Below are 23,325 nucleotides of genomic sequence, written 5' to 3'. Positions count from 1 at the left end.
CGCTAAAACCAGGTGCTTAACCACGGGGCGGTGGCCGAGCGGAACGACGCGGCCACGGCATCCGCTGCACCGGAAGTGAACTCGGTGAGGCGGCCGGCTCGCAGCAGCGTGTGTGCAGAGGTGCCGCCCAGGTAGAGGGCTGCGAGCTCGTTCACCGTGAGGGCGAGGCCTGCCGCGTCGGCGGGAAGATCGGCGTTGCCGGCCAACGGTGTCACCTCGGCGACCCCGTGCGCGTCGATCTCGAGCAGGAAGCGCCCGGCGGCCAGTCCAAGCGGGTCTGAGACGTCGAGCGCGATGCGCCCGGGCGCGCCGTAGCTGCGCGCGGAGAGCGCGGCCGGCACGTCGAGAATGCGGGCCCAGAGATGGTCCGTCGGTACTCGCCGCACCGCGCGCACGTCGGAGACCTGCCAGAGCAGTGGCTCGTCGACCGAACGCAGCGGCGCCGAAACAGTGCTCACCAGATCCATCTCGAGCAGGTACCGCCACAGTGCTGCGTAGGCCTCATCGGTGGCGGCCAGCAGGTACTCCACCACGACGGTGTGCTGCGTGAAATCGGGCTCCCCCTCGGTCACGCGGTACACGACGAAGCCCTGCGCGATGCCGTCGGCATCGTCGTAGCGCACGACGCGGCGCTGCGGTGACTCCTTCTTGGGGTCGCCCGCGGTGCCGACAAGCCGGTCCCACAGGTGATCGTCGAGCTGAATCTCGCCCGGTGCCCGCAGACGAGCCCGATCCATCACCTCGCGGCCCTGCTCGCGCAACCGCTCGAGCGACACGAAATGCAGACGACCGGATGCCTCCGGGCCGGTGAAGCGCGCCCGTCGCGTGTCGATCGTGAGCTCGGCCGCCATCGCCGCCGGAGCGAATCCGTAGCGCCCGTAGATCGTGGACTCGGAGACGGTGAGCACGGCAAGCGGAATGCGCAGGCTCGCGGCGGTGCGCAGCTCGGATTCGAGCAGTGCACGGGCGATGCCACGACGACGGTGCGTGGGCGCCACGGTGACGGAGCTGATAGCCCAGGACGACACCGTGCCGACGCCGGGAACGGTGAGCGGGGTCGGCCAGGAGCTGACCGTCGCGACGGGAGTGGAGGCATCCGGCGTGGTGTCGTCCCAGACGCCTGTGGTGCGGCGGTATGCGGTGCCGGTCAGCTGCTCATCGATCTCCCGTCGGGCAGTCTGCGGGCCGTAAAAGCCTCGCGCATCCGCCTGCAGCCACGCGGTGAACGCCACGGCATCGCTCGTGTCGACAAGGCCGAGGCGCAGGCCATGCTCGTTGAGTCGCTCGGCGGCTGCGGCATCGATGGGAGTGTCGGAGAAAGTCATGGCTTCAAGGCTAGCTGGCCGAGGCTTCACCCGTCGGGTCTGGGGCGTCGGCGTCCGCGAGGCTCTCGCCGCCGATGGGCTCGCCCTCCCACTGGGTCGCCAACCAGCCGTCGGTAGGGGATCCCTCGAGAATCACGACGCCGGTGTTATCGAGGCCGCGGATGCGCGTGAAGTCGCCGTCGATGTTGCCGGCCGCCCACGACGCCCACGTGCGAATGGCCGCGCCGTGGCTCACGAGGGCAACGGTACCGTCATGGTCGGCGGCGATGTCGTCGATCACCGCGTTGTAGCGCGCGAAAAACTCGTGCCCGTCTTCGCCGCCGGGAATGCGCACGCGCAGATCGCTCTGCCAAGCCACAATCGCCCCGATGTACTGGTGGACGCTGGCGGAATCGGCTCGCTGTTCCAGCTCGCCGGCGTAAATCTCCTGGAGGCCGTCGACCACCCGGGCATCAATTCCGCGAGCGCGTGCCAGCGGCGCCGCCGTCAGCTGGGTGCGCAGCATCGTTGAAACGTAGATGGCCTCAATCTGCTCTGACTCGAGCGCCGCGGGCACGGCATCCGCCTGTTTCCGCCCGAGCTCCGTGAGTGGCGGTCCGGGCACCTCTGTACCCAGCGCGCCACGCACGTTGTCGATCGTCTGACCGTGTCGAATGAGGAGGAGTCGCATCTACTCGAGCCTACGGCGTGCGGATGCGACGCGGACATCGGCCGCATGAAATCATGCGAATACATACAATTGAGCTATGTCCGATTCTCCAGTTTCCGCTACCTCGTCCCCACGCATCACGATGTTCGGTGCGGAATGGTGCGGCGATTGCCGCCGCTCGAAGGCGCTGCTCGACGGGCTGAGCATCGACTATGACTACGTGGACCTCGAAGCGGTTGCGGATGCCGCAGAGCGCGCGCACGAGATCAGCGGGCGCACCAACATTCCCGTGATCCTCTTTCCGGATGCGACGCATGTGGTCGAACCAAGCGACGCGGAGCTGCGGGCGAAGCTCGTCGAGCTGGGTCGGATTCAGTAGCTCAGGCTCAACCCGATTCGCCGCGCCGGCGACACCTCATTCACCGCTGGCGGCAGCCGCACGCTTGCGGCGACGGGCACCGTTGGCCGCCAGGGCCCGGTCACGGTGGGCCGAGAGCGCTTCAACCACGAGGGCGTGATCGTCGCGCTGAGCCAGACCGGAGACACCGACCACTCCGACGAGGGCGCCGCGAACGACGATGGGGAACGCTCCTCCGTGCGCGGCGTATTCAGCGACACTGAGCCGCGAGTCGGTGTCGAAATCGCCGCCCCTGGCACGAAATTGCGTGCCCACCGTGAGCGACGAGTGCCCATAACGCCTCACCACGCGGAACTTGCGCTCCAGCCAGTCATCGTTGTCCGCGGACGCTCCCGCCAGGCCAGCATGAAAAGCACGTTGCTCACCCAGCACGATGGCTATCGCCACGGCGAGCGAGCGCTCGCTGGCCAGTTGCACCAGATGCGCGCCCACCGCCCATGCATCGTCATGATTGAACGAGTCGAACTGAAGCTCACGCTCCTGACTCAGCAACGCCTCAAGAGCGGCCTTCTCCTCATTCTGCTCGCCCATCGATGCTCCTCTTTCGCGTCAATTCTGTGGCGCCACCTGACCGCGACGCACCAATGCTCTACCGTACGCCGAGCGCCTGACCGCCGCGGCGCATCCGCTCAGCAAAGATCCGCGAGACACTCCTCAGCCTGGGAGAGCTCACACTGGGAGAACTCAACCTAGTCTCCCGATCCGCGCGCCCGGTATACCGCTTCCGTTCGGGTCGAGGCTCCGACCTTCTTGAGAATCGCCGAGACGTGCACGCTGGCCGTCTTGGCACTGATGAACAGGCGTTCGCCGATTTGGCGGTTGCTGAGGCCCTGGCCGAGCAGCTCGAGCACCTGAGACTCCCGGTCGGTCAGCCGAGAACCGCCGGCCGGATCACCGCCCGCAGCCGGCCTCTCCAGGCCGGCACGCTCCACGAGCGTGTCGACCCAATCGACCACGAGTTGCGCACCGATGCGCGAGGCCGCCTCGCGGGCGACGGTGGCATTCCGTGCCGCGGTGCGACGATCTCCGGCACGCGCCTGCACCCGGGCGAGCCGGTAACGGGCATAGGGCTCGATGTGAACCGGAACCATCGCCTCTCCGGCGAGCTCGACCGCGTGCTGCCAGGCCGCGACATCCGTACCGTCACGAGCGTCGCCACCCAGTTCTGCGTCGAGAAGAGCGATCCAGATCGCCGCCGTCGGCCACCGGGCAATCGAGTCGAGTGCGGCGCGAAGGCGGCACTCGGCGGCATTCGAGGCGTCGGTGCCCCACTCCTCTGCCGCCTCATTCTTGGCTCGGCCCTCGTCGTCTCTCGCGTCCGCTGCGCCCGCGCGCAGAACGGCGAGTGCGCGGGCGGCCACGACGATCAGTCGCTGATCCTGTGAGGGCATGATGCGGTGATCCTGCGCGATGACGACACTCGACTCCGCCCACGCACGCTGGGCGTCACCGAGTGCCATCGCGATCTCCGCCGCGACGTACGCTATCGCGAGCCCGGATTGCATGTCGATCTCTGCGTGCACGCGCATCGCGGGCCGCCACTCGCGTAGCAGTTCATCCGCGGCAACGGCATCACCACCCCACACCGTGATCCACAGCTTCAATCGCTGCAGTTGGATGCGAAACCCCGGCGGCGGCGCAAGCGCAAGCGCGGCATCGAGCAACTCGCCCGCACGTTTCCATTCCCCTGCGGCCAGCAACGGTTCGATGGTGTTCGCCGCGAGCATCACGCCTGAGGTGCGACTCACCCCCAGTTCCCCTGCTCGTCGGATGCCCTCCTCGGCGATGCGCACCGCCTCGTCGTATCTGCCGAGCATCGCCGCGACATCCGAGGCATTCACGCGGTAGCGCAGCAGCGCCCCATCGTCGCCATCCGGTCCTTCCGCGAGCTCGCGCGCCCGCTCCAGATCGGCCTGCCCCGCCACGATGTCGCCGTGGTTCACCCGCGCGACCCCGCGCAGGTTGCTGGATACGGACATCCGCTTGACTGAACCGACCGCGTTCGCCTCCTCGAACGCGACCGACGCGGCCTCGATCGCCTCGTCATAGCGAGCCTCGAGCATCAGCCGGGCCGCCAATTCGCCCGTGATCACGGCCCGCAACTCGCTCGGCGGCTCTCCGTGCAGCAATTCGATAGCGTCGCGCAGCATCTGGGTCGACCCGATGCGGCCCAGATTGGCCAGGTAGGACGCCTTGTCGCGCAACAGCCGCGCCCGGCGCGCCCGGTCGGCGGGATCGCATTGCTCCAGGGCGATGGTGACCAGGGCTATCGCCCGCTCGCTGTCGCCCGCGTTGCGCAGCATGTACGCCGTCTGACCGAGCATGTCGACCCTGCTCAGACCCGCGATCTGCTCGGCATTCTGCACTCGATCCCACAGCTCAAGCGCACGCTCGCCCATGCGCGCTGCGGTATCGTACGCGTAGGCGGCGCGTGCTTCCGTCATGGCTTCGACCGTCGCGGGAAACGCCATGGCCATCTCGTGCGCGGCCATCCAGTGGTAAGACACCTTGCTGGCGACGCGTTCGCCGCCGACCCCCGATTCGTATGCCCGGGCATACCGGGTGTGAAAGCGCGTGCGCTCGCCCGGCAACAGGTCGGTCAGCACCGCCTCACGCACGAGCGCGTGTCGAAACGAATACTGTCTCTCGTCGGCCGTGAGTACATTGGCGAGCATGGCCTCACGCGCCGCGGCATCGAGCGCGTCGGCCGACCCGTCGTGCACTGCTTCGAGCAGCAGGTAGTCGACGCAGACTCCCCCGGCCGCAAGCATCCGCAGCACCTGCTGGGTCGATTCGCTCAACCGCTCATATCGCGCGAGCAGCAACTCCCTCAACGTCTGCGGCAGAACATCGCCGTCATCCGCACCATCGAGGCCGAGCAGTTCCTCCACGAAGAAGGGCACGCCCTCGCTGCGTTCGTACACGCAGTCAACGGTCTGTATGTCGGCCGGATGGCCCAGAATAGCCTCAGCCTGCGCGGCGACCTGTTCACGACTCAACCGCCCCAGCTCCCAGCGCACCACCGAGCGACTGCGATCGAGCTCGGGCAGGGTAGCGCGCAGCGGATGCCCCCGCGGCACTTCGTCACTGCGATAGCTCAGCACGATGAGAATGCGAGAATTCGAGAGCATTCTCAGCAGAAAACGCAGCAGGTCAAGCGTCGCGGCATCCGCCCAGTGAATGTCCTCAATCATGACGAGAAGCGGATGCTGGTGCGACACCGTCTCAAGCAGCACGGCGACCAGTTCGTATAGGCGTTCGGCACCAATGCGCTGTGATTCCGACTCCGTACCGGTCAGCTCCGGCAACAACGCCGCGAGACCGGCACGGCCGGGACCGGCGGCATCGAGCAGCATGGTCATACCCGCGGACATGCCCGTCTCAGATCTCTCACCCGACGCCGCGGGTGCCTCGTCGGCGACGTGTTCACGACCCTCGCGCTCCAGCGCAGCAGCGAGGGAACGCAACACCGCCGCAATCGGCGCGTACGGTTGGCTGTCTGCCCCGAGATCGACGCATCGACCGACCAGCACGAAGGCCTTTCGTGCGGCGGATGCGGCAAACTCCTCGAACAACCGAGTCTTGCCGATGCCCGCCTCACCGCCTATCACCACGCCCCGCGACAACCCACCCAGACTGGCCGCGAGTTCCTGGTTCAGCGACTCCAGGTCGCTCTCCCGCCCGATCATTGCCGGACTGGCCACCAGTGACTTCATGGCACCATCGTGCCACGCACCCCCGACGCCGGTCCGGGGCTCTGCCGCTGGAGAAGCCACGTCACGAATGGATCAGAATGCGAGCCTCTTCCACGCGGGCACCATCTGCCGTCTCCGACCCCGCATCGACCACCCGATCGACCACCGTCCGGCCGACAGCCACGCCGGCCGCGCTGTCGGCCGTCGTGCCCCTCTCCACCTCCCGGTTCCGACGCTCCTGGGCACGCTCGCGCGCCACCCGCCGACGTTCGATGTCACGCGCCAGGCGCGCCTCGGCATAACGTCTGCCCTGCTCCAACCCGACGATATCCCCGTAATTCATCGCGACCACCTTCACTCTCTTTCGCTGATATCCATGCTGGTTTCTGAGGTGGGCGTCTCACATCGGGAGGATGCCCTATCTTGTGCCGGGCGCATCCGGTGGCGTCTGAGGTGGGACGAGCCGCGCCAGAACGAAAGGTGCGGACACCGACTCGCGCGAGGTCGCCGCTGCGACGTACCCTGTTGGAACGAACCGCACCTGGGGAGGGGAAAAAGCGTGGCGCGACGTCTACCCATCAGCCTCGAATTGCTGCGCCAGGAGGCACGCGACGAACTGGATGCGGTGATCGAATACCGCTGTCGGCTCGGCGACGACCCCTGGCAATTCATGCCGGAACTACCCACTGTGGATGAACATGTCATTCTCACCCTGCGGGCCGAGACGGTCGATGCCCACGGGCTGGGCGAGGAGCGTGCACGCGCCTACCACCCCGCGGCCGACCGCGAGCGCGCCGATACCTTCGAATATCGCCTGCTGCGCCAGATCGCACTCGATCATCCGCAGTTGACCTCCGCCGTGTGGGGGATGCTCGGCCGCATCAACGCGGCCTGACTCGCGCGGCATCGTCGATCACGAATCCAGCGACCGAAACCGGCCGTTACGGGATATCCTCCAGAGAGGAGGCACAGATGTCTCAGGAACGCACGCAGACACTTATCGCGTCTGTTCAGCGAGCACTAACGCTCGTGGACATCGTGGCGAACGCGCCGCGACCTGTTCCGGTCAAGGCCATCTCGCGAGCCTCTGGCCTCTCCCTGGGCACCGCATACAACATCGCACGCACGCTCATCCACGAGGGTTATCTCTCCTCGGAGCCAGACGGCCTCGTTCTCGGACAACGCTTCCCGGGGCTGCGGCCCAGCGACGACGAGGGAATCTTTCTGGCCAAAACGCGCAATACCCTGCGCACGGTCACTGAGGAACTCGGCGTGACGGCCTACCTCTCGCGCTATGACGATGGCGAGGTGCAGGTGGTCGACATCGTGGATGCCGTGGCTTCGCCCCGCGTGGAACTCTGGGTCGGCATCAACCGCAGCGCCCACGCCACGGCGCTGGGCAAGCAGATTCTGGCCGAGCTCACCGCCGAAGAACGGCTGGACTACCTCTCACGACACCCGCTCGAAGAGTTGACCCCACACACGATCAGCGACCGACGAGCGCTCCTCAGCCAACTGGAGCGGGCAGACGGATCGACCATGGAGCATCAAGAATACGCACTCGGTTACACCTGCATCGCGGTTCCCGTTGTCGCACCGGGCGTGCTCGCTTCACTCGCCATCTCGCTGCCGCACGGTCAGCCGACCGGCAGTGTCGAAGACTCGATTCGCAAGCTGCAGTCGGCGGCGCTGCAGCTCTCGGTGAAGCTCGGCACAGAGCATTATGGGATAGGTCCGACTGCAACGGCGGCGGCCGCTTCGTACACCCTCTGAGCATGTGCCCACCCTCTGAGCATGTGCCGGACCCACTGCACGTCCTCCAGCGCGTTCACTATCTGAAAAGAAAGATTGGAAGCGCTATCACTCTTTCGATTACTCTGGTGCAAAGGGGTAATCCCGATGGGATGAAGGCTTTGCCTCTCCCATGAAGTGCCGCCGAGGTTTCGGGTATCTCGGCGGCACTTCCTCTTTTCGGCCCGGTGATCTTAAGCGGTTGTGCGCCCGTGGCCCATAGCGTGCAGAGTGCCCTCTCATAGCTCCGACCCAGACAATTCGGATAGTCCTGAGGGCGTGAAGACCTTCGCTACTGATGATGACAATACGAATAATCCCGATCCCGAGCAGAGCCACCAGCACCGTGGTTTGAGTAGGCGCAGCCTGCTCTTCGGCGGCGGACTCGTGGGCGCCGCGGCCCTCGTCGGCACCTTCTTTGCCGGCCGCTCCTTTCCGTATGGCACGGGTGAAGCCGCCAACGCCGCATCCGATGCCGCGCCGAAGATCGTGCCCCGCAGTTTCGTGAGTACCCAGCTGACGGCCCCGCCGGTCTCCAGCTGGAAGCACGGCGACACCGCCGCGGGCTACCTCTTCGTCGAACCGCAAGGCGACGGGTTCAACGGCCTCATCCTGCAGGATTCCGGGGAACCGATCTGGATCGAACCGACCAGAAAGAACCTCACCGACTTGCGCGTGCAACGGTTTGAGGGCAAGCCCGTGCTCACCTACTGGTCGGGAAAGAGCACCGGCGGCCATGGGGCGGGCAGCGCTACCGTTCTCGACACGAGTTATCGCACGGTCGCCACGGTGGACGCGGGGAACGGGCTGCAGGCCGATCTGCACGAGTTCAATCTCACCGACCGAGGCACGGCCCTCATCACCATCTACAACACGGAGAAGGCCGATCTGAGCTCGATCGGCGGGCCGAAGGACGGCTACGTCTACAACTGCCATGTGCAGGAGATCGACGTGCGCTCGGGCGCCGTGCTGCTCGACTGGAACGCCCTGGGACACGTGGATATCGCCGAGACCTATCTCGGCCTGACGCAAGACGAGGGACACGACGGCAAGACTCCGGGCCGCGCGTTCGACGCCTATCACCTGAACGCCGTCGACGATGACGGCGATGCGCTGTACATTTCGGCACGTCATACGCACGCGATCTACAAGATTGATCGAGGCTCCGGGGCCGTGCTGTGGAGATGGGGCGGCAAACGCAGTGACATCTCCGTCGCATCCGATGCCGTCTTCGCCTGGCAGCACGACGTGCGCCGGCACATCGACGGCACCCTCTCGCTGTTCGACAATCACCTCTATTCGGGCACGGATGGCGTCTCCAGCGCCATGTTCTTCACGATCGACGAACAGGCGCGCACCTCGACGCTTGTGCGCAAGTACACATACGATCGGCACCTGGGAACGGCCATGGGCAGCGCCCAACTGCTGGAGAACGGCAATGTGCTCGTGGGCTGGGGCACCGACGCATCGGTGACCGAATTCTCTGCGGAGGGCACGGCCGTTTTCGAGGCAGACCTCACGGCCATCTCCTACCGCGCGAACCGTTCGGTGTGGAGGGCGCAGCCTGCAACGGTGCCCGATGTAGGCGTCAAGCCGGCGAGCGGCGGCCGCATGAAGGTACACGCGAGCTGGAACGGTGCGACCACCGTGCACCGCTGGCGCGTGCTCACGGGCACGACGGCGGGCGCCCTCGCAGCGGTCAAAACCGTGCATCGCTCGGGCTTCGAGACCTCCGCGCTGGTCGGTACGGCGACGGTGGTCGCCGTGCAGGCGCTGGATGCCACGGGTTCGGTGCTTGCGACGTCGCAGCCGCTGACCGTCTAGTCGCACTCCGCCATCACGGTGCCGGCGTTCGGCAGCTCGATGTCAGTCGGGCAGCTCGGCAGCGTCGGTGACGGGCAGCTGGCAGATGAAATCGCGGCAGAGGTAAGCGGTGGGCAGCCCGTCAATGCTGCTTCGATCGGCAAAGAGCTCGAAGCCGGCGCGCGCGAACGCCCGAGCCTGCTCGTCGGTCACCACGGCGACGAGCGCATCGCTTCGGCGCCGGGCACGCTCAACGAGGCCACCGGATGCGACGTGCTCGCCCGTACCCGCGGGCGCGGCTTCCGCAGTCACCACGACCAGCTGGGAGATGTCACCGGCGAACGCGGCGGCCAGCGCGAGCGCGGCCCCGAAGGCGACGGGACGCTGCTGCGCCGGGGCCACGACATGCGCGAGTACCGCGCGCGCGGCATCCGCATATCGACGCTCGGCGGTGAGCAGGAAGAGACCGCGCGCGGCCGCGGCGGTGGCGGAGAGCCCCGATGGGTATGCCCCTTCGGAGGGGTCGGCCTCGAGGGCGAGCCCCTGTGCGGCGAGCACCCGATCCGCTCCTCCCGGAACAGCGAACGGCATGACCGCTGCGGCGTCGGCAGCCGCCAGTGTCGCATCCACGAGGCTGCGCGCCGCCTGCGCGTAGCGCGCATCGCCGGTGGCACGAGCCAACTCGAGCAGGCCGCCGGAGAACAGTCCGTAGTCTTCGAGCGTGGCCGACGCGTCCGACACGCGATCACCGATGGATGCCCGCACCAGCGTGCCGTCCGCGCGAATATGCGTCGCGAGCAGATGATCCGCTGCCTGACGCGCTGCATCGACCAGCTGCGGCATGCCGAACGCGAAACCGGCGCGGGCGAGGGCGCCGATGGCGAGACCGTTCCAGCCGGTGAGCACCTTCTCGTCGAGGGCCGGCGCGATCTGCTCGGCTCGATCCTCAGCGCCGAGCGCGTAGTAGCCGCCCTCGACGCGCTCTCCATCGACCGTGCTCTCCGAGTCCTGTGCCGAGGCGAAACCGCCGGACGGCAGTTGCATCACAGCGGTCAGAAAGCGCGCGATACCCGTCGCCGCCCGGTATATTCCGTCATCGGCATACTCTGCGAGCTGCCACGCTCGCGTGTATGCGTCGAGCAGTTGCGCGTTGTCGTAGAGCATGCGCTCGTAGTGCGGTTGACTCCAATCGCGATTCACGGCGTAGCGGAAGAAGCCGCCTTCTACCGGGTCGCGCAACGGGGAGGCTGCCATGGCCTCCAGCGCACGTCGCGCGAGCGCCAGCGCCTCGCCACCACCACCCGCGATGCCGGGCCGGGCCCCGTACTCGAGCAGAAAGCCGAGCACCGGCACGACGGGAAACTTCGGCGCGGCGCCGAACCCGCCGAAGAGCGTGTCCTCGAAACCGGCAAGCTGCGTCACGACACGATCGAGCGCTGTCGCATCCGGCAACTCCGAGAGCTGCGTCGAGCCGGATGCCGCGGCCAGCGCCTCGGCCACCTGTGCCGCGCTGCCCTCCACCTCGGCGCGGTGGTCGGTCCACGCCTCGGAGACCGCGGTGAGCACCTGGGCGAACGAGGCCTGCCCCGGCGCCGGCCGCGGGGGAAAGTACGTGCCGGCGAAGAACGCACGACCGTTCGGGGTCACGAAGACGTTCAGCGGCCAGCCGAGGTTGGGCGTGAACGCGCCGGCCGAGGCGAGATAACTCGCGTCGACATCCGGATGCTCCTCCCGGTCCACCTTGATCGCCACGAATCCTTCGTTGAGCCGGGCCGCGAGCGCCGGATCGGAGAACGTCTCGCGCGCCATCACGTGGCACCAGTGACACGTCGAGTAACCGATCGAGACCAGTACGGGCACGTCGCGCCGTGTGGCCTCGGCGAATGCCTCTTCGCCCCACGGGTACCAGTCGACGGGATTCTCGGCGTGGGAGCGCAGATAGGGGCTTATCGCATCCGCGAGCCGGTTGGCCATGCACCCAGCCTAGATCGCGCTCGGCATGGACCGCCCTGGCCCCGTTCGCCTGTGGTGTGGACCGCTGTGCTCACCAGCCGCCGGCATGCGGCGACACCGGTTCAAAACGACGGATGAACAGGCGCCCACGCGTGAGGGCGAGTTCGATGCGCTCCTGCAGGGCAGGATTGCTCACGCGGTAGTCGGTGAAGTCGGCATCGCTCGCATAGACCCCGAGCGGCAAGGTGAGCGCCTGGAAGAAACCGAAAAGGGGCCGCAGCTGGTGCTCGATGATGAGCGCGTGCCGGTCGCTGCCACCCGTGGCCGCCAGCAGCACGGGCTTGCCGATGAGCGCATACTGGCCCACGAAGTCGAAGAGGTGCTTGAACAGCCCCGTGACCGAGGCGCGATACACCGGGCTCGCAACCACGAGCAGATCCGCCGACTCGATGCTCTGCAACACGGTTTCGATCGACTCGGGAAGATCGTCACGCACGAGCGCCCCGGTGAAGTCGGGCCCGATCACGCTGAGCTCGATCACGCTCGACTCGATGTCGATGTGCCCGGCGAGCGTCGCGAGAATCTCGTTCACGAGTGCAGTGGTCTTCGAGGGCGCGTGCAGGCTTCCCGAGACAGCGACGACCTTCAGCGGTGCGGATGCCGGCGTAGATGCTGGGGTGGGCGTCGATGTCGGGTCAGGCGTGCTCACGACTGGCCTTGCAGGTACCGGGCGATGGAGTCGGACTCGGCCACATTCAAGCGGATGAGCGGCAATGCCCGAGAGACCGCCAGGTCGATGCGCTCCTGCAGGTCGAGGCTCGTGACGCGGTGTTCGGTGAAGTCGGAGTCGTTGGCATACACGCCGATCGGCAGCGTGAGCGCCTGGAAGAAGCCGAACAGCGGCCGAAACTGGTGCTCGATAATGAGGGCGTGCCGGTCACTGCCCCCCGTCGCGGCGAGCAACACCGGGGTATCGACGAGGGCATACTGACCCACGAAATCGAAGAGGTGCTTGAAGAGGCCGGTGAACGACGCGCGATACACGGGGCTGGCCACCACGAGCAGGTCTGCACTTTCGATGCGTTGCAACTCCTCCTCGACGGCAGCGGAGACCTGGTCCCTGCGCAGCGCCCCGGCGAACTCCGGCCCGATCTCGTTGACCTCGATGAGGTGAGCATCGATCTCGAGTTCGCGTCCGAACGCGGCGAGAATCTCGTTGACCAGCGCCGTCGTCTTCGAGGGCGCGTGCAGGCTCCCGGAGACAGCGACGACCTTGAGCGGGCGGGGAATCAGAGACTCGGACATGATCCGACGTTATGCCCACGCCTGCTCGAGCGCCATCGCGCGCGCAACACAACGTAAAGCACTGGCTATTCCGCGAGCGCCACTGCGGCCTCGGGCGTCGCCACACGAAAGCTGAACGTCTCCTCGATATACAGCGACACCGTATCCGCATCATGATTCGCGTAGCCAAGCGAGAAGTCCTCGCCGGATTCGAAGAGGAAGTCTCCCCCGCGCGTGCTCATCACCACTCCCTCGCGAATGCCGGGCACCCACGCGATGGGACCACCGAGAATCTTGTGCAGGTGGTCGAGCAGCGGGTATCCGCCGTGCTCGCTCGTCTCGATGACCGTCGTGTATGCCGAGGGGCTCAACGCGAGACCGTATGGTCCGCCGATACCGCTACGACGCAGCGTGGCAACCGCCGTGGCCACCTGTTGCGCGTACCGGTTCCTGTCGTCTCCGAGCGTGATCGGCTCATGCGGTGACGCGTCGATGATTCCCACGATGCCGAGCTCTTTCCAGCCGTGGAATACTGCGGCATTCTCCACTGCGGCTATGCGCAATGCCGCCTCGTCGAGACTCGACAGGTCGGCATCTGCGGCGCCGCGGGAATAGTCGGCAAGCTCGTCACGCTGCACGACGAAATCGGCACGCACCTCTGCCAGCGGAAGCACGACACGGGGTCGGGCGACCACATCGTCTGCGGACGATTTAACGGCGGGCCCGACGCGCCCGAGGTTCGTGGCCGAGTGCTTCCAGCCGTGCGGTCCCGAGAAGTCCACGAGCGCTCGAGCGCCGAGCGCCACCGTCAGGCGTTCGGTCGCCTCATCGTCGAGAAGCGACCAGCCGGCATCCGTGATCGGCGCGTGTTCGCGCAGCAGGTGGTTCATAGCCCGTGTCCTTTCAGCGTGCCGATGCCCAGCGATGAGCTTGTACCATCATCGGATGACGACGGCGACTCATCGCTGCCGGCTGCGGCCTCCGAGGCCTCGCCGTTCTCAACGATGTCGCCATCCTTGAACAGGACTCCCTGGGCCGTCTCTCGCCACAGCGGCTTCGCCCGGAACAGGAACTCAAGCTCCATGCAGAAGTGCTTGTACTCCTCGCCGAGCGAGTCGACCATGATGGCCCGCGCCACCTCGTCAGCCTCGACGGCGATGCGCTGCTCGTACCAGCCGATGGCCTCTGCCTCCTCCGAGAGACTGGCGCACATGCGTGCGAATGTGCGCGTTTCGGCGCTCAGCTCGGCGGGTGGCTCGTGGTACTGGTCGGTCGACATGCCTTCTCCTGACTTTTCGGTTCAACACCGTGCTCGGTTCAACACCGTGCTCAGTTCAACTCGTTGGGGTGCGCACCCACCCGGCCACCGCGCTCGAGCGCCGTGATGGCGCCAAGCTCGGCATCCGTGAGGGTGAAATCGAAGACATCGAAGTTCTCGGCCATGCGCTCGCGACGATTGCTCTTGGGAAACACGATGTTGCCCCGCTGCAGGTGCCAGCGAATCACGATCTGCGCCGGGGTCTTACCGTGCGCGGCGGCGGCTTCGGTGATCTGCGGCAGCTCGAGCAGATCGTATTTGCCCTGGCCGAGCGGTCCCCACGCCTCGATGTGGATGCCGTGCTCATGCGCGAAGGAGGTCACGTCGGGCTGCTGGTATGCCGGGTGCAGTTCGATCTGATCGACGGCAGGCACGATGCTCGTCTCCTCGAACAGGCGTTGCAGGTGCGGAACCAAAAAGTTGGAGACGCCGATGGCCTTCGCCCTTCCGGACTCGGCAATGGTTTCGAGCTCCTTCCACGCCTGCACGTAGGTGTCGCGCTCGGGCGTCGGCCAGTGAATCAGGTAAAGGTCCACATAGTCGAGGCTCAGCTTCTCCAGGCTCTCCTCGAAAGCCGCAGACGCCTGTGTCTGTCGCGGATTCGCAAGCTTGGTGGTGATGAAAAGCTCGTCGCGCGCGATTCCGGACGCCTTCAGCGCGGCACCGACACCGCCTTCGTTCTCGTACGCCGCCGCCGTGTCGATGTGCCGGTAGCCCACCTCGAGCGCATCCGTGACGATGCGTTCGGTCTCTGGCGGGTCGACCTTGAAGACACCGAAGCCGAGTTGGGGAATGGAGGTGTCGTTGTTGAGGGCGATGGTGGGAACGGGATTCGATGCGGTCATTCCTCCACGCTAGGCCTCCTCGAAGCGCGCCACCAGTTCACGCTTGAGCACCTTGCCGCTGGGCCCCAGCGGCAAGGACTCGAGAATCTCCACGCGGCGCGGGTATTTGTACGCCGCGACATGTTCCTTCGCGAAGGCGATGAGCTCGTCGGCGTGCACCGATTCGCCCGGCGAGAGCGTGATGGCCGCCATGATCTCCTGCCCATGCGTCTCGTGACCGATGCCGAAGACCGCGACCATGGCGACGGCCGGATGCGTGGACAGCACCTCCTCCACCTCCCGCGGGTACACGTTGTAGCCGTTGCGCACGATCATGTCCTTCTTGCGGTCGACGATGGTGACGTAATCGTCATCGCTCTTCGTACCGAGGTCGCCGGTGCGGAACCAGCCGTCGACCACCGCCTCCGCGTCGGCATCCGGTCGGTTGAGGTAGCCCTTCATCAGGTTGTGGCCGCGAATGACGATCTCGCCGAGTTCGCCGCGCGGCAGCAGCTCGATGTGGGCGTCGTTCTCGGCGTCGGCGATCTCAACGTCGACACCCCAGACCGGCTGGCCGACGGTTCCTGCCCGCGTGGGCTTGCCGCGGTGGTTGAAGGTGGCGACGGGCGAGGTCTCGGTGAGGCCGTAACCCTCGTGAATGTCGATGTCGTACACCTGCTTCACGCGCTCGATCACGGCGACGGGAATCGCCGCGCCGCCGGAGACGCCGTAGCGCAGCGGTGGCCGCTCGGCGTTCGTCTTCGCGGCCTCAAACAACGCGATGTACATCGTGGGCACGCCCGTCATGATGGTGCAGCGATGGGTGTTGAGGAGGGCGAGCGCGGTCGCGCCGTCGAACTTCGGAACCATCACGATGGTCGCCCCGACACGGAATCCCACGTTCATGACGCAGGTCTGGCCGAAGGTGTGGAAGAGGGGCAGGCATCCGAGAATCACATCGTCTGCGCCCATGTCGAGCGTGCCTGCCAGCAGGGTGTTCACCTGTTCCACGAGGGAGAAATGGCCTCCCTCCGCGCCCTTGGGCTTGCCCGTTGTGCCGCTCGTGTAGAGGATCGTGGCCGTGGCGAAGGGGCTCTGCGGCTCGAAGGTGACGATCGGCTCGGCGTTCGCGGCCTCGTCCTCCAGGCGCGGGAACGGCAGTTCCGCGAGCCTGTCATCGGGCACGAGCACCGTCAGCAGATCGATGCCGGCCAGTGCCGCCCCCTTCGCGCCCTCACCCAGCAGCGGGGCTGCGCAGACCAGCGCCTTCGCGCCGCTGTCGCGCAGCACGTAGTCGATCTCCTCGCCCTTGAGCAGCGCATGCACCGGAACCACGACTGCACCGAGCGAGAGGATCGCGTAGTAGACGCGGGGAAAGTCGGGAACGTTCGGGATGAGCACGGCCACCGGATTGCCCGGGCCGATGCCGCGAGCGCGCAGCGCGCCAGCGTACGCTCGCGTCTGATCCCAGAGTTCGCGGTAGCTGATGTGCTGATCGCCGAAGATCACCGCAACGTTCTCGGGCAGTCGGTTCGCGGTCTCGGCGAGCAGCGCCGCGACCGACATGGTGGCAAAACCGGTATTCGTCATTAGTGGTGTCACTCCCTGATGTCTTCGTTGACTCGAGAGGCCGCCGTTGCGGCTTGCTCTGACGTTACGCCAGAGCGGGCGCGGTGCCCGCGTTTTCGTCGTCTGAGTTCCGCGTCAATTGACCGCACAGGCATTGACCACCCATGCATTGGCCGCACTGGCAGATGAGTCGAGCTTCGTCCGCATTCGGCCGGGCAGACACCGGCGAACACTCACCGCGATATCTGTTGCAGCGCCCAGGAATTGCCGTCGGGATCGCTGAAGTATGCGTAGCGCACGCCGCCACCCATATCGCTGACGTCCGAGACATCAACACCGTTGCCCACGAGCGTTCGACGAGCGGCATCCACATCGTCCACAACCAGATGAAGGCCGAGAACCGGTGCGGCATCGGGATCGCTGATGCCGACGCCGATCACGATGGAGCACGCCGATCCAGGCGGTGTCAACTGCACGACGCGCATGCCGTTGCCGGGTTCGACATCGTGATCGAGGGTGAAGCCCACACGCTCGACATAGAACGCCTTGCTTCGATCCACGTCCGTCGAAGGCAGTGGCACCAGTTCCAGTCGCATCTCCACGTTGCACTCCTTCTTCCTGCACCAGTCGCGGCGTTATGCCGAGCGTACTGTCTGTAGGCACAACCTTCACCGCGTTCCGGATCGGCGCGCGATGAGAATCGTTATGGCGCTGATCGCCAGCAGGGGAAGCACCCACAGTGCCGCGGCCACGTAACCGTGTTGGTGCGGGAGCAGCGCGCCGGGTGGGGTGGCGGCAGCGAGGAGCAGGCCGGCGAGGGCGCTGCCGATGCTGAATCCGATGCTGCGGACGATCTGGTTGATGGAGAGAACGCTGGCGGTTTCGGTTTGGGGCACGTTGACCAGGACGAGTGTCGGCATGATGGCGGATACACCGCCGACACCGAAGCCGAGGATCGCCATCGCGATGAGGACCGCGAATAGCGAACCCGGCGCTGTGGCGAAGAGCGCGGCCGCGGCCATGACCGAGACGGCGGCCGCGGTGTAGACCCACCCTTCGGAGAGACGCTTAACGCCTTTCGGTGCGAGCTTGCCTGCCACGAAACCGAGCACGGAGAACGGGATCAATGCCGCACCGGCGAGGACCCCGGGAAGGCCGAAACCGTAACTGACCGTCGCGGGGGTTTGCACGTATCGGGTAAGCAGACTGAACAACAGGTACATGCCGATCCCGGCGACGAGCATCGCCGTGTTCGCGCGAAGGACGGGGGGCTGCGCGAGTAGTCGCAGATCAACCAGCGGGGATGCCGCGCGAAGCTCCACAGCAACCCAGGTGCCGAGCACGACGGCGGTTGCCGCAAGGATCGACCCGCCGAACCACGGATTCGTCCACACGGCGGGTTCGGCGATGACCAGCAGCACGCCGAGCGTTCCGGCACCGAGCAGAAGCGCACCGGGCGCATCCACGCGAGCCTGGGGCCGTTGCACGTCTGCCGGCAGTGCGCGCCAGGCGATGGCGAGGGCGCCGACGGAGAGAACGAAACCGAACCCGTATGCGAACCGGAGCCCGGCGATCTGATCGAGGAACCCGATCAACGGGTACCCGACGCCGATTCCAACGGTCGAGGCGACCGAGAGCGTCGCGATGGTGGACCCGGATCGCTCCGCGGGCAGTTGGTCGCGGGCGACGCTCATCAACAACGCAATGACACCAAGCCCGAGGCCTTGCAGCGCGCGCCCCGCAAGCAGGACGGCGAACGGCAGCGGGGCAGCAGCCAGCGCCCCGCCCAATGCGACGAGCGCGAGAGTGAAGAGGATCGTGCGGCGCCGGTGCGGACCGGAACCGAGCCGCCCAAGAACGGGTGCTGCTATCGCGCCCGTAAACAGCGTGATCGTGAGCGTCCACTGCGCCGCGCCGAGCGACACATGCATCCCGGTTGCCACCGCTGTGATCAGTGGCGCCCCGACACTGCCGATCACCGCCGCAAGTAGCGCTATCGCCACAAGCGCTCGTCCCAAACGCCGTGCTGCGGTCGGCTCGACGGTGCGTGTCTGGCCGTTGCTCACCGGTTGGTCTCCGTGGTGATGTGCTCGAACAGTCCGGCCTGAATGCGGGTGCGGATGCCATCGGCCCAGGGCTCGTCCAGCTCGTCAGCGTTGACGGCCGCGCCGGTGTTGAGAAGCATGCCGAAGGCGAGGAACGACTTGACGGTCACCGGATCGAGGCCGGTCGTGTCTGCAACGGTGTTCCACATGCGGCCGAGTTGTGTGCGCACCAAATCACGGACCTCGCCGTCCCCACACGCGGCGAATCCCTGCAACTGCAACAGCAGAGTGGTTCGGTCTGCGAGCAACTCGGAGTACTGGGCGCCCATCAGCGCCAGCGCATCGAGGCCGTCGGCCCCGTCGGCAGCCTGCTTCATGCCGTCGCTGAAACGGTCGAACGCGGCACCGACGAGTTCAAGGAACAGCGCCTTCTTGGTGCCGAACATACGGAAGATATACGCCTGGGTGATGCCGGCAGCGCGGGCGATCGTATCCACGAACTCACCAGCCGCCGCGAGGCACTCGCGGCGCTTCTCGACGACGCGGCCGAGCGTTCGCTCCCCCGCTGCCAGTTCACCCAGGAGGAATCTCATGCCGATTGACCAGACTGTCCACACCACATCTCGTATGTGAGTTCCGAAGAAGTGTCGCTTCGCCTTACGATGGAAGGCTCATGTCTTCCACCTCCCCGCCGGCGCCGCCGCCCTCCTCCCCGGTGCTGCCGCCGATCACCTACCCGCCGGAACTGCCCGTCAGCCAGAAGCGAGAAGAGATAGCGCGCGTCATTCGCGACAACCAGGTGGTGATAGTGGCCGGCGAGACCGGCTCGGGCAAGACCACACAACTGCCGAAGATCTGCCTTGAACTGGGCCGCACGTCCATCGGGCACACCCAGCCGCGACGCATCGCCGCGCGCACCATCGCCGAGCGCATCGCGGAGGAACTGGGCGACGAGGTCGGCGGCATCGTCGGCTACCAGGTGCGCTTCACCGACCATGTCGGCGCCGCAACACGCATCAAACTCATGACCGATGGCATCCTGCTCAACGAGATGCACCGCGACCGTATGCTCACCGCGTACGACACGATCATCATCGACGAGGCACACGAACGCAGCCTCAACATCGACTTTCTCATCGGCTACCTCAAGCAGCTGCTACCCAGGCGTCCGGACCTCAAGGTGATAGTCACCTCGGCCACCATCGATCCGCAGAGCTTCGCTGCACACTTCGCGAAACCGGATGGCACGCCCGCGCCGATCGTGGAGGTCTCCGGGCGCACCTATCCCGTCGAGGTGCGCTATCGGCCGCTCGTGGCCGAGGAGGCGCTCGAGGATGACGATGATCTCGACTCAGAAACCGCGCGCGGGAAGTCGGGCACGCCAGACAGGGACTACATCACCGGCATCATCGATGCCCTCGACGAGCTCGCGCGCGAGTCGGCCGGTGACGTTCTCGTCTTCCTTTCGGGCGAAACCGAGATTCGGGATGCCGAGGAGGCGATTCGCGGGCGGCTGCAGTCAACGGGCGCCGCGGCCACCACGGAAGTGCTGCCGCTGTATGGGCGGCTCTCCTCCGCCGACCAGCACCGGGTGTTTCGCCCGTCGACGGTCGCCGGTGTCAGGCGACGCATCGTGCTGGCCACCAACGTCGCGGAGACCAGCCTCACGGTTCCCGGCATCCGCTACGTGATAGACGCGGGCACGGCGCGCATCTCGCGCTACAGTGTGCGCGCCAAGGTGCAGCGGCTTCCGATTGAGGCCATCTCGCAGGCATCGGCCAACCAGCGCTCGGGGCGGTCGGGGCGTACGAGCGACGGCATCGCCATCCGGCTGTATTCCGAGGAGGACTTCGCGCGGCGCCCCGAATTCACCGAGCCGGAGGTGCTGCGCACCAATCTGGCCGCGGTCATTCTGCAGATGATCTCGCTGGGGCTTGGCGACGTGGCGGCGTTCCCGTTTCTTACGCCGCCCGACTCACGTGGCATCAAGGACGGGCTCGACCTGCTGGCCGAGCTCGGCGCACTCAAGCCCGCCGCCGTTGGTCGAGTAGCTGCGCCGAAGCTGACCAGAATAGGCCGCGACCTCGCCCGGCTTCCCATCGACCCGCGCTTCGCCCGCATGGTCGTCGAGTCCCGCACGCAGGGCACCAGTCGCGAGGTCATGGCCATCGTGGCCGGCCTCACGATTCAGGATCCGCGCGAACGACCGCTCGAGCGCCGCGCCACCGCCGACCAGCAGCACGCCCGCTTCGCCGACCCCACGAGCGACTTTCTCACCCTGCTGAACCTCTGGAACTACCTGGAAGACAAGCAGAAAGAGCTCTCCTCCAGCGCGTTTCGTCGCCTGTGCAAGGCCGAGTTTCTCAATTATCTGCGCGTGCGTGAATGGCAGGATGTCTACCGCCAGCTGCGCAGGCTCGCCAAACCGCTCGGGCTGACGATGGGCGAGCCCAGCACGAATCCGGACGGCATCCATCGATCGCTGCTGGCCGGACTGCTCTCACACATCGGGCTCAAGGATGCGCAGGCGGCTGCCGCGAACGCATCCGGTCGAGGTGCGCCCGGGCGCGGAATCCCCGCCCCGCGTCGAAATACCAAGGGCGAGTACATCGGCGCCCGGCAGGCGCGGTTCACGATTTTCCCCGGCTCCACGCTCGCGAAGAAGCAGCCGAACGCGGTGATGAGCGCCGAACTCGTGGAGACCAGCAGGCTGTTCGCCCGCATGAACGCCGCCATCAACCCGGCCTGGGCCGAGCCGCTCGCCGGTGACCTCGTCAAGCGCAGCTACGGGGAGCCGCACTGGGAGAAGAAGCAGGGCGCCGCGGTCGCCTACGAGAACGTGACGCTCTACGGCGTGCCGATAGTGGTGCGCCGCCGCGTGCAGTTCGCGCGCATCGATCCCGTGTACGCCCGCGAGCTGTTCATTCGGCACGCGCTCGTGGATGGCGAATGGCCCTTTGAGCTCGGTCGCGACCATGCCTTCGACTTCGACCGCGAGAACCGTGCGCTGCGCGCAGAACTCGCCGAACTCGAGGAGCGCACCCGGCGTCGCGACATTCTGTTCGACGACGAGGCCGTCTTCGAGTTTTACGACAAGCGCGTTCCCGCCGATATCGCCTCGACCCGCGACTTCGAGACCTGGTGGCGCGAGACCCGGGCGAAGACGCCTGCCCTGCTCACGATGACCGCGAATGCTCTCGCCCCCGAAGAGACCCCCGACATCGACGAGAAGGCGTTTCCCGCCACCTGGCAGCAGCGCGACCAGCGTCTCACCCTCAGCTATCGCTTCGAGCCGGGCGCCGACGACGACGGTGTCACGGTGCACGTGCCACTTGCGCTTCTGGCCGGCCTTGACGCGCATGGTTTCGACTGGCAGGTGCCCGGCCTGCGGCACGATCTGGTGACGGCCATGATCAAGTCACTCCCCAAGGCGATTCGACGCACGGTCGTGCCCGCCGCCGACTGGGCGAGGCGCATCGTCGCGGAGTTGCCGGCGGAGCCTGGCGCCGAACCGGCGAAGTTTGCGGATGCCGTCGCATCCGTCATCAAGCGCCTCACCGGAACGCTCATGACGGCATCCGATTTCGACTCCGAACGCATACCCGCGCACCTGCGGGTCACGTTCCGGGTCATCGACGGCCGCGGTCGCACCGTCGCCGCGGGCAAGGAACTCGCCGCCCTGCAGGAGCGCCTGCGCACTCGGGCCCGTGAGTCCGTCGCGGCCGTCGCATCCGCCCGCGTGCCCAACGCCCTGGAACGCTCCGGCCTCACCACCTGGGATTTCGACGAGTTGCCGCGATTTCTCGACAGCACCCAGCCCGGGCCCGGCGGCACCCAGAACACCATTCGCGCGTACCCGACGCTGGTCGACGACGGCCCTTCCGCGCAGACCGTGTCACTGCGGCTCATGGGCACACCGCAGGAGCAGGCCCTGTCGCTTCCGACCGCCGTGCGACGGCTGCTGTTGAACGCGGTGCCCTCGCCCGTCTCGTACGTTCAGCAACACCTCACCGGCGCCGAGAAGCTCACGCTCGCCGCGAGCCCGTACCCGAACACGAAGGCCTTGTTCGACGACTGCCTCGCCGCGGTCGTCGACGATGTGCTCTATCGCATGCGCCCCGACGGCCAGGTCTTCATGCGCGCGGAATTCGAGAGCATCCGCGACCGTGTCTCGGGCGTGGTGATGGACTCGATGTTCGAGACGGTCGCCCTTCTCGCCCGCATCCTCACGGCCGCGCGCACAGCCGAAAAGGCCATCGGTGCGGCCAACAGCATGAGCCTGCTGGCTGCCCTCAGCGATGCGCGCACCCAGCTCGGCGACCTGGTTTACCCCGGTTTCGTGTCGGCAACGGGGCTGGCGCAACTGCGCCATCTGCCCCGGTACGTCACGGGCATCACGCACCGCGTCGAGAAACTGAGCGAGAACCCCGGCCGCGACCGCGTCTGGCTCACCGAGGTGCAGACCGCCGAAACCCTCTATGCGGATGCCGGCGGTCGCCTGCCGCTCGCGCCGAACGCCACGCAATCCCTGCGTCACGCCCGCTGGATGCTTGAGGAGTTGCGCGTCAGCCTGTTCGCCCAAGGCCTCGGCACAGCGGAATCGGTCTCACTGCAGCGCATCCGCAAGGTGCTCGCGGGGTAATCTCGACCC

Annotated in this window: 20 protein-coding genes; 5 read left to right on the top strand and 15 right to left on the bottom strand. The window is 66.5% G+C overall.

Annotated elements, in window-relative coordinates; translation table 11 throughout:
• Positions 1-2 precede the first annotated feature (2 nt).
• Positions 3-1,325 carry a GNAT family N-acetyltransferase gene (locus ASC63_RS08970; protein ID WP_055812163.1) on the bottom strand — a complete coding sequence of 441 codons (1,323 nt, stop codon included), beginning with the start codon at positions 1,323-1,325 and terminating at the stop codon, positions 3-5.
• A 10-nt stretch (positions 1,326-1,335) separates the two neighbouring features.
• Complete coding sequence (locus tag ASC63_RS08965) at positions 1,336-1,995, bottom strand: histidine phosphatase family protein (protein ID WP_055812160.1); 660 nt, start codon at positions 1,993-1,995, stop codon at positions 1,336-1,338.
• A 76-nt stretch (positions 1,996-2,071) separates the two neighbouring features.
• Between ASC63_RS08965 and ASC63_RS08960 the strand changes: the two genes are divergently transcribed.
• Positions 2,072-2,353: a glutaredoxin family protein gene (locus ASC63_RS08960; RefSeq protein ID WP_055812157.1), complete on the top strand. Its 282-nt coding sequence runs from the start codon at positions 2,072-2,074 to the stop codon at positions 2,351-2,353.
• Positions 2,354-2,389: 36 nt separating this feature from the next.
• On the opposite strand, the gene ASC63_RS08955 is transcribed toward ASC63_RS08960, so the two are convergent.
• From ASC63_RS08955 to ASC63_RS08945, 3 genes are all read right to left on the bottom strand, one after another.
• The gene (locus tag ASC63_RS08955) at positions 2,390-2,923 is read right to left on the bottom strand and encodes a heme-degrading domain-containing protein (RefSeq protein ID WP_055812155.1); all 534 of its coding nucleotides are present in this window, start codon (positions 2,921-2,923) and stop codon (positions 2,390-2,392) included.
• Between the two features lie 158 nt (positions 2,924-3,081).
• Complete coding sequence (locus ASC63_RS16810) at positions 3,082-6,108, bottom strand: helix-turn-helix transcriptional regulator (RefSeq protein ID WP_055812152.1); 3,027 nt, start codon at positions 6,106-6,108, stop codon at positions 3,082-3,084.
• Between the two features lie 61 nt (positions 6,109-6,169).
• The gene (locus ASC63_RS08945; RefSeq protein WP_055812149.1) at positions 6,170-6,445 is read right to left on the bottom strand and encodes a hypothetical protein; all 276 of its coding nucleotides are present in this window, start codon (positions 6,443-6,445) and stop codon (positions 6,170-6,172) included.
• Positions 6,446-6,646: 201 nt separating this feature from the next.
• On the opposite strand from ASC63_RS08945, the gene ASC63_RS08940 reads away from it, so the two are divergent.
• The 3 genes from ASC63_RS08940 to ASC63_RS08930 all read left to right on the top strand — a co-directional run bounded on the left by ASC63_RS08940 (position 6,647) and on the right by ASC63_RS08930 (position 9,702).
• Positions 6,647-6,982, top strand: coding sequence for a hypothetical protein (locus tag ASC63_RS08940; RefSeq protein WP_055812146.1), 336 nt, complete (start codon positions 6,647-6,649; stop codon positions 6,980-6,982).
• 77 nt (positions 6,983-7,059) lie between these two features.
• A complete protein-coding gene (locus tag ASC63_RS08935) occupies positions 7,060-7,860 on the top strand; it encodes an IclR family transcriptional regulator (RefSeq protein WP_055812143.1) in 801 nt (266 codons plus the stop codon).
• Positions 7,861-8,229: 369 nt separating this feature from the next.
• Positions 8,230-9,702 (top strand): arylsulfotransferase family protein, encoded by a 1,473-nt coding sequence (locus ASC63_RS08930; protein ID WP_162242887.1) that lies wholly within the window; start codon positions 8,230-8,232, stop codon positions 9,700-9,702.
• 42 nt (positions 9,703-9,744) lie between these two features.
• Here ASC63_RS08930 and ASC63_RS08925 read toward each other — a convergent pair whose 3' ends face one another.
• From ASC63_RS08925 to ASC63_RS08880, 10 genes are all read right to left on the bottom strand, one after another.
• Entirely contained in the window at positions 9,745-11,655 is a 1,911-nt protein-coding gene (locus tag ASC63_RS08925) for a thioredoxin domain-containing protein (protein ID WP_055812137.1), read from the bottom strand.
• A 70-nt stretch (positions 11,656-11,725) separates the two neighbouring features.
• Positions 11,726-12,343, bottom strand: a complete 618-nt coding sequence (msuE, locus tag ASC63_RS08920) for an FMN reductase (protein ID WP_082487424.1) — start codon at positions 12,341-12,343, stop codon at positions 11,726-11,728.
• Positions 12,340-12,939 (bottom strand): FMN reductase, encoded by a 600-nt coding sequence (gene msuE / locus ASC63_RS08915; RefSeq protein ID WP_055812132.1) that lies wholly within the window; start codon positions 12,937-12,939, stop codon positions 12,340-12,342. Before msuE (ASC63_RS08915) ends, msuE (ASC63_RS08920) begins: the two co-directional genes overlap by 4 nt.
• A gap of 65 nt (positions 12,940-13,004) precedes the next feature.
• A complete protein-coding gene (locus ASC63_RS08910; protein ID WP_055812129.1) occupies positions 13,005-13,808 on the bottom strand; it encodes a family 1 encapsulin nanocompartment shell protein in 804 nt (267 codons plus the stop codon).
• Complete coding sequence (locus ASC63_RS08905; RefSeq protein ID WP_055812126.1) at positions 13,805-14,197, bottom strand: ferritin family protein; 393 nt, start codon at positions 14,195-14,197, stop codon at positions 13,805-13,807. The genes ASC63_RS08910 and ASC63_RS08905 overlap by 4 nt, the downstream gene beginning before the upstream one ends.
• A gap of 50 nt (positions 14,198-14,247) precedes the next feature.
• Positions 14,248-15,081 (bottom strand): aldo/keto reductase, encoded by an 834-nt coding sequence (locus ASC63_RS08900; protein WP_055812123.1) that lies wholly within the window; start codon positions 15,079-15,081, stop codon positions 14,248-14,250.
• Positions 15,082-15,090: 9 nt separating this feature from the next.
• On the bottom strand, positions 15,091-16,650 hold the full coding sequence (locus ASC63_RS08895; protein WP_055812120.1) for a long-chain-fatty-acid--CoA ligase: 1,560 nt from the start codon (positions 16,648-16,650) through the stop codon (positions 15,091-15,093).
• Between the two features lie 212 nt (positions 16,651-16,862).
• Positions 16,863-17,231, bottom strand: coding sequence for a VOC family protein (locus ASC63_RS08890; RefSeq protein ID WP_055812117.1), 369 nt, complete (start codon positions 17,229-17,231; stop codon positions 16,863-16,865).
• A 66-nt stretch (positions 17,232-17,297) separates the two neighbouring features.
• Entirely contained in the window at positions 17,298-18,695 is a 1,398-nt protein-coding gene (locus ASC63_RS08885) for an MFS transporter (RefSeq protein WP_055812115.1), read from the bottom strand.
• Positions 18,692-19,267, bottom strand: a complete 576-nt coding sequence (locus tag ASC63_RS08880; protein ID WP_055812111.1) for a TetR/AcrR family transcriptional regulator — start codon at positions 19,265-19,267, stop codon at positions 18,692-18,694. Before ASC63_RS08880 ends, ASC63_RS08885 begins: the two co-directional genes overlap by 4 nt.
• Before the next feature lie 80 nt (positions 19,268-19,347).
• Here ASC63_RS08880 and hrpA point away from each other — a divergent pair, with 80 nt between their 5' ends.
• Positions 19,348-23,316, top strand: coding sequence for an ATP-dependent RNA helicase HrpA (gene hrpA, locus ASC63_RS08875; RefSeq protein WP_055812108.1), 3,969 nt, complete (start codon positions 19,348-19,350; stop codon positions 23,314-23,316).
• The last annotated feature ends 9 nt before the right edge of the window (positions 23,317-23,325 follow it).

Source organism: Leifsonia sp. Root112D2, assembly GCF_001424905.1.
Taxonomy (GTDB): domain Bacteria; phylum Actinomycetota; class Actinomycetes; order Actinomycetales; family Microbacteriaceae; genus Root112D2.
This window is presented reverse-complemented; position numbering and strand designations above follow the sequence as displayed.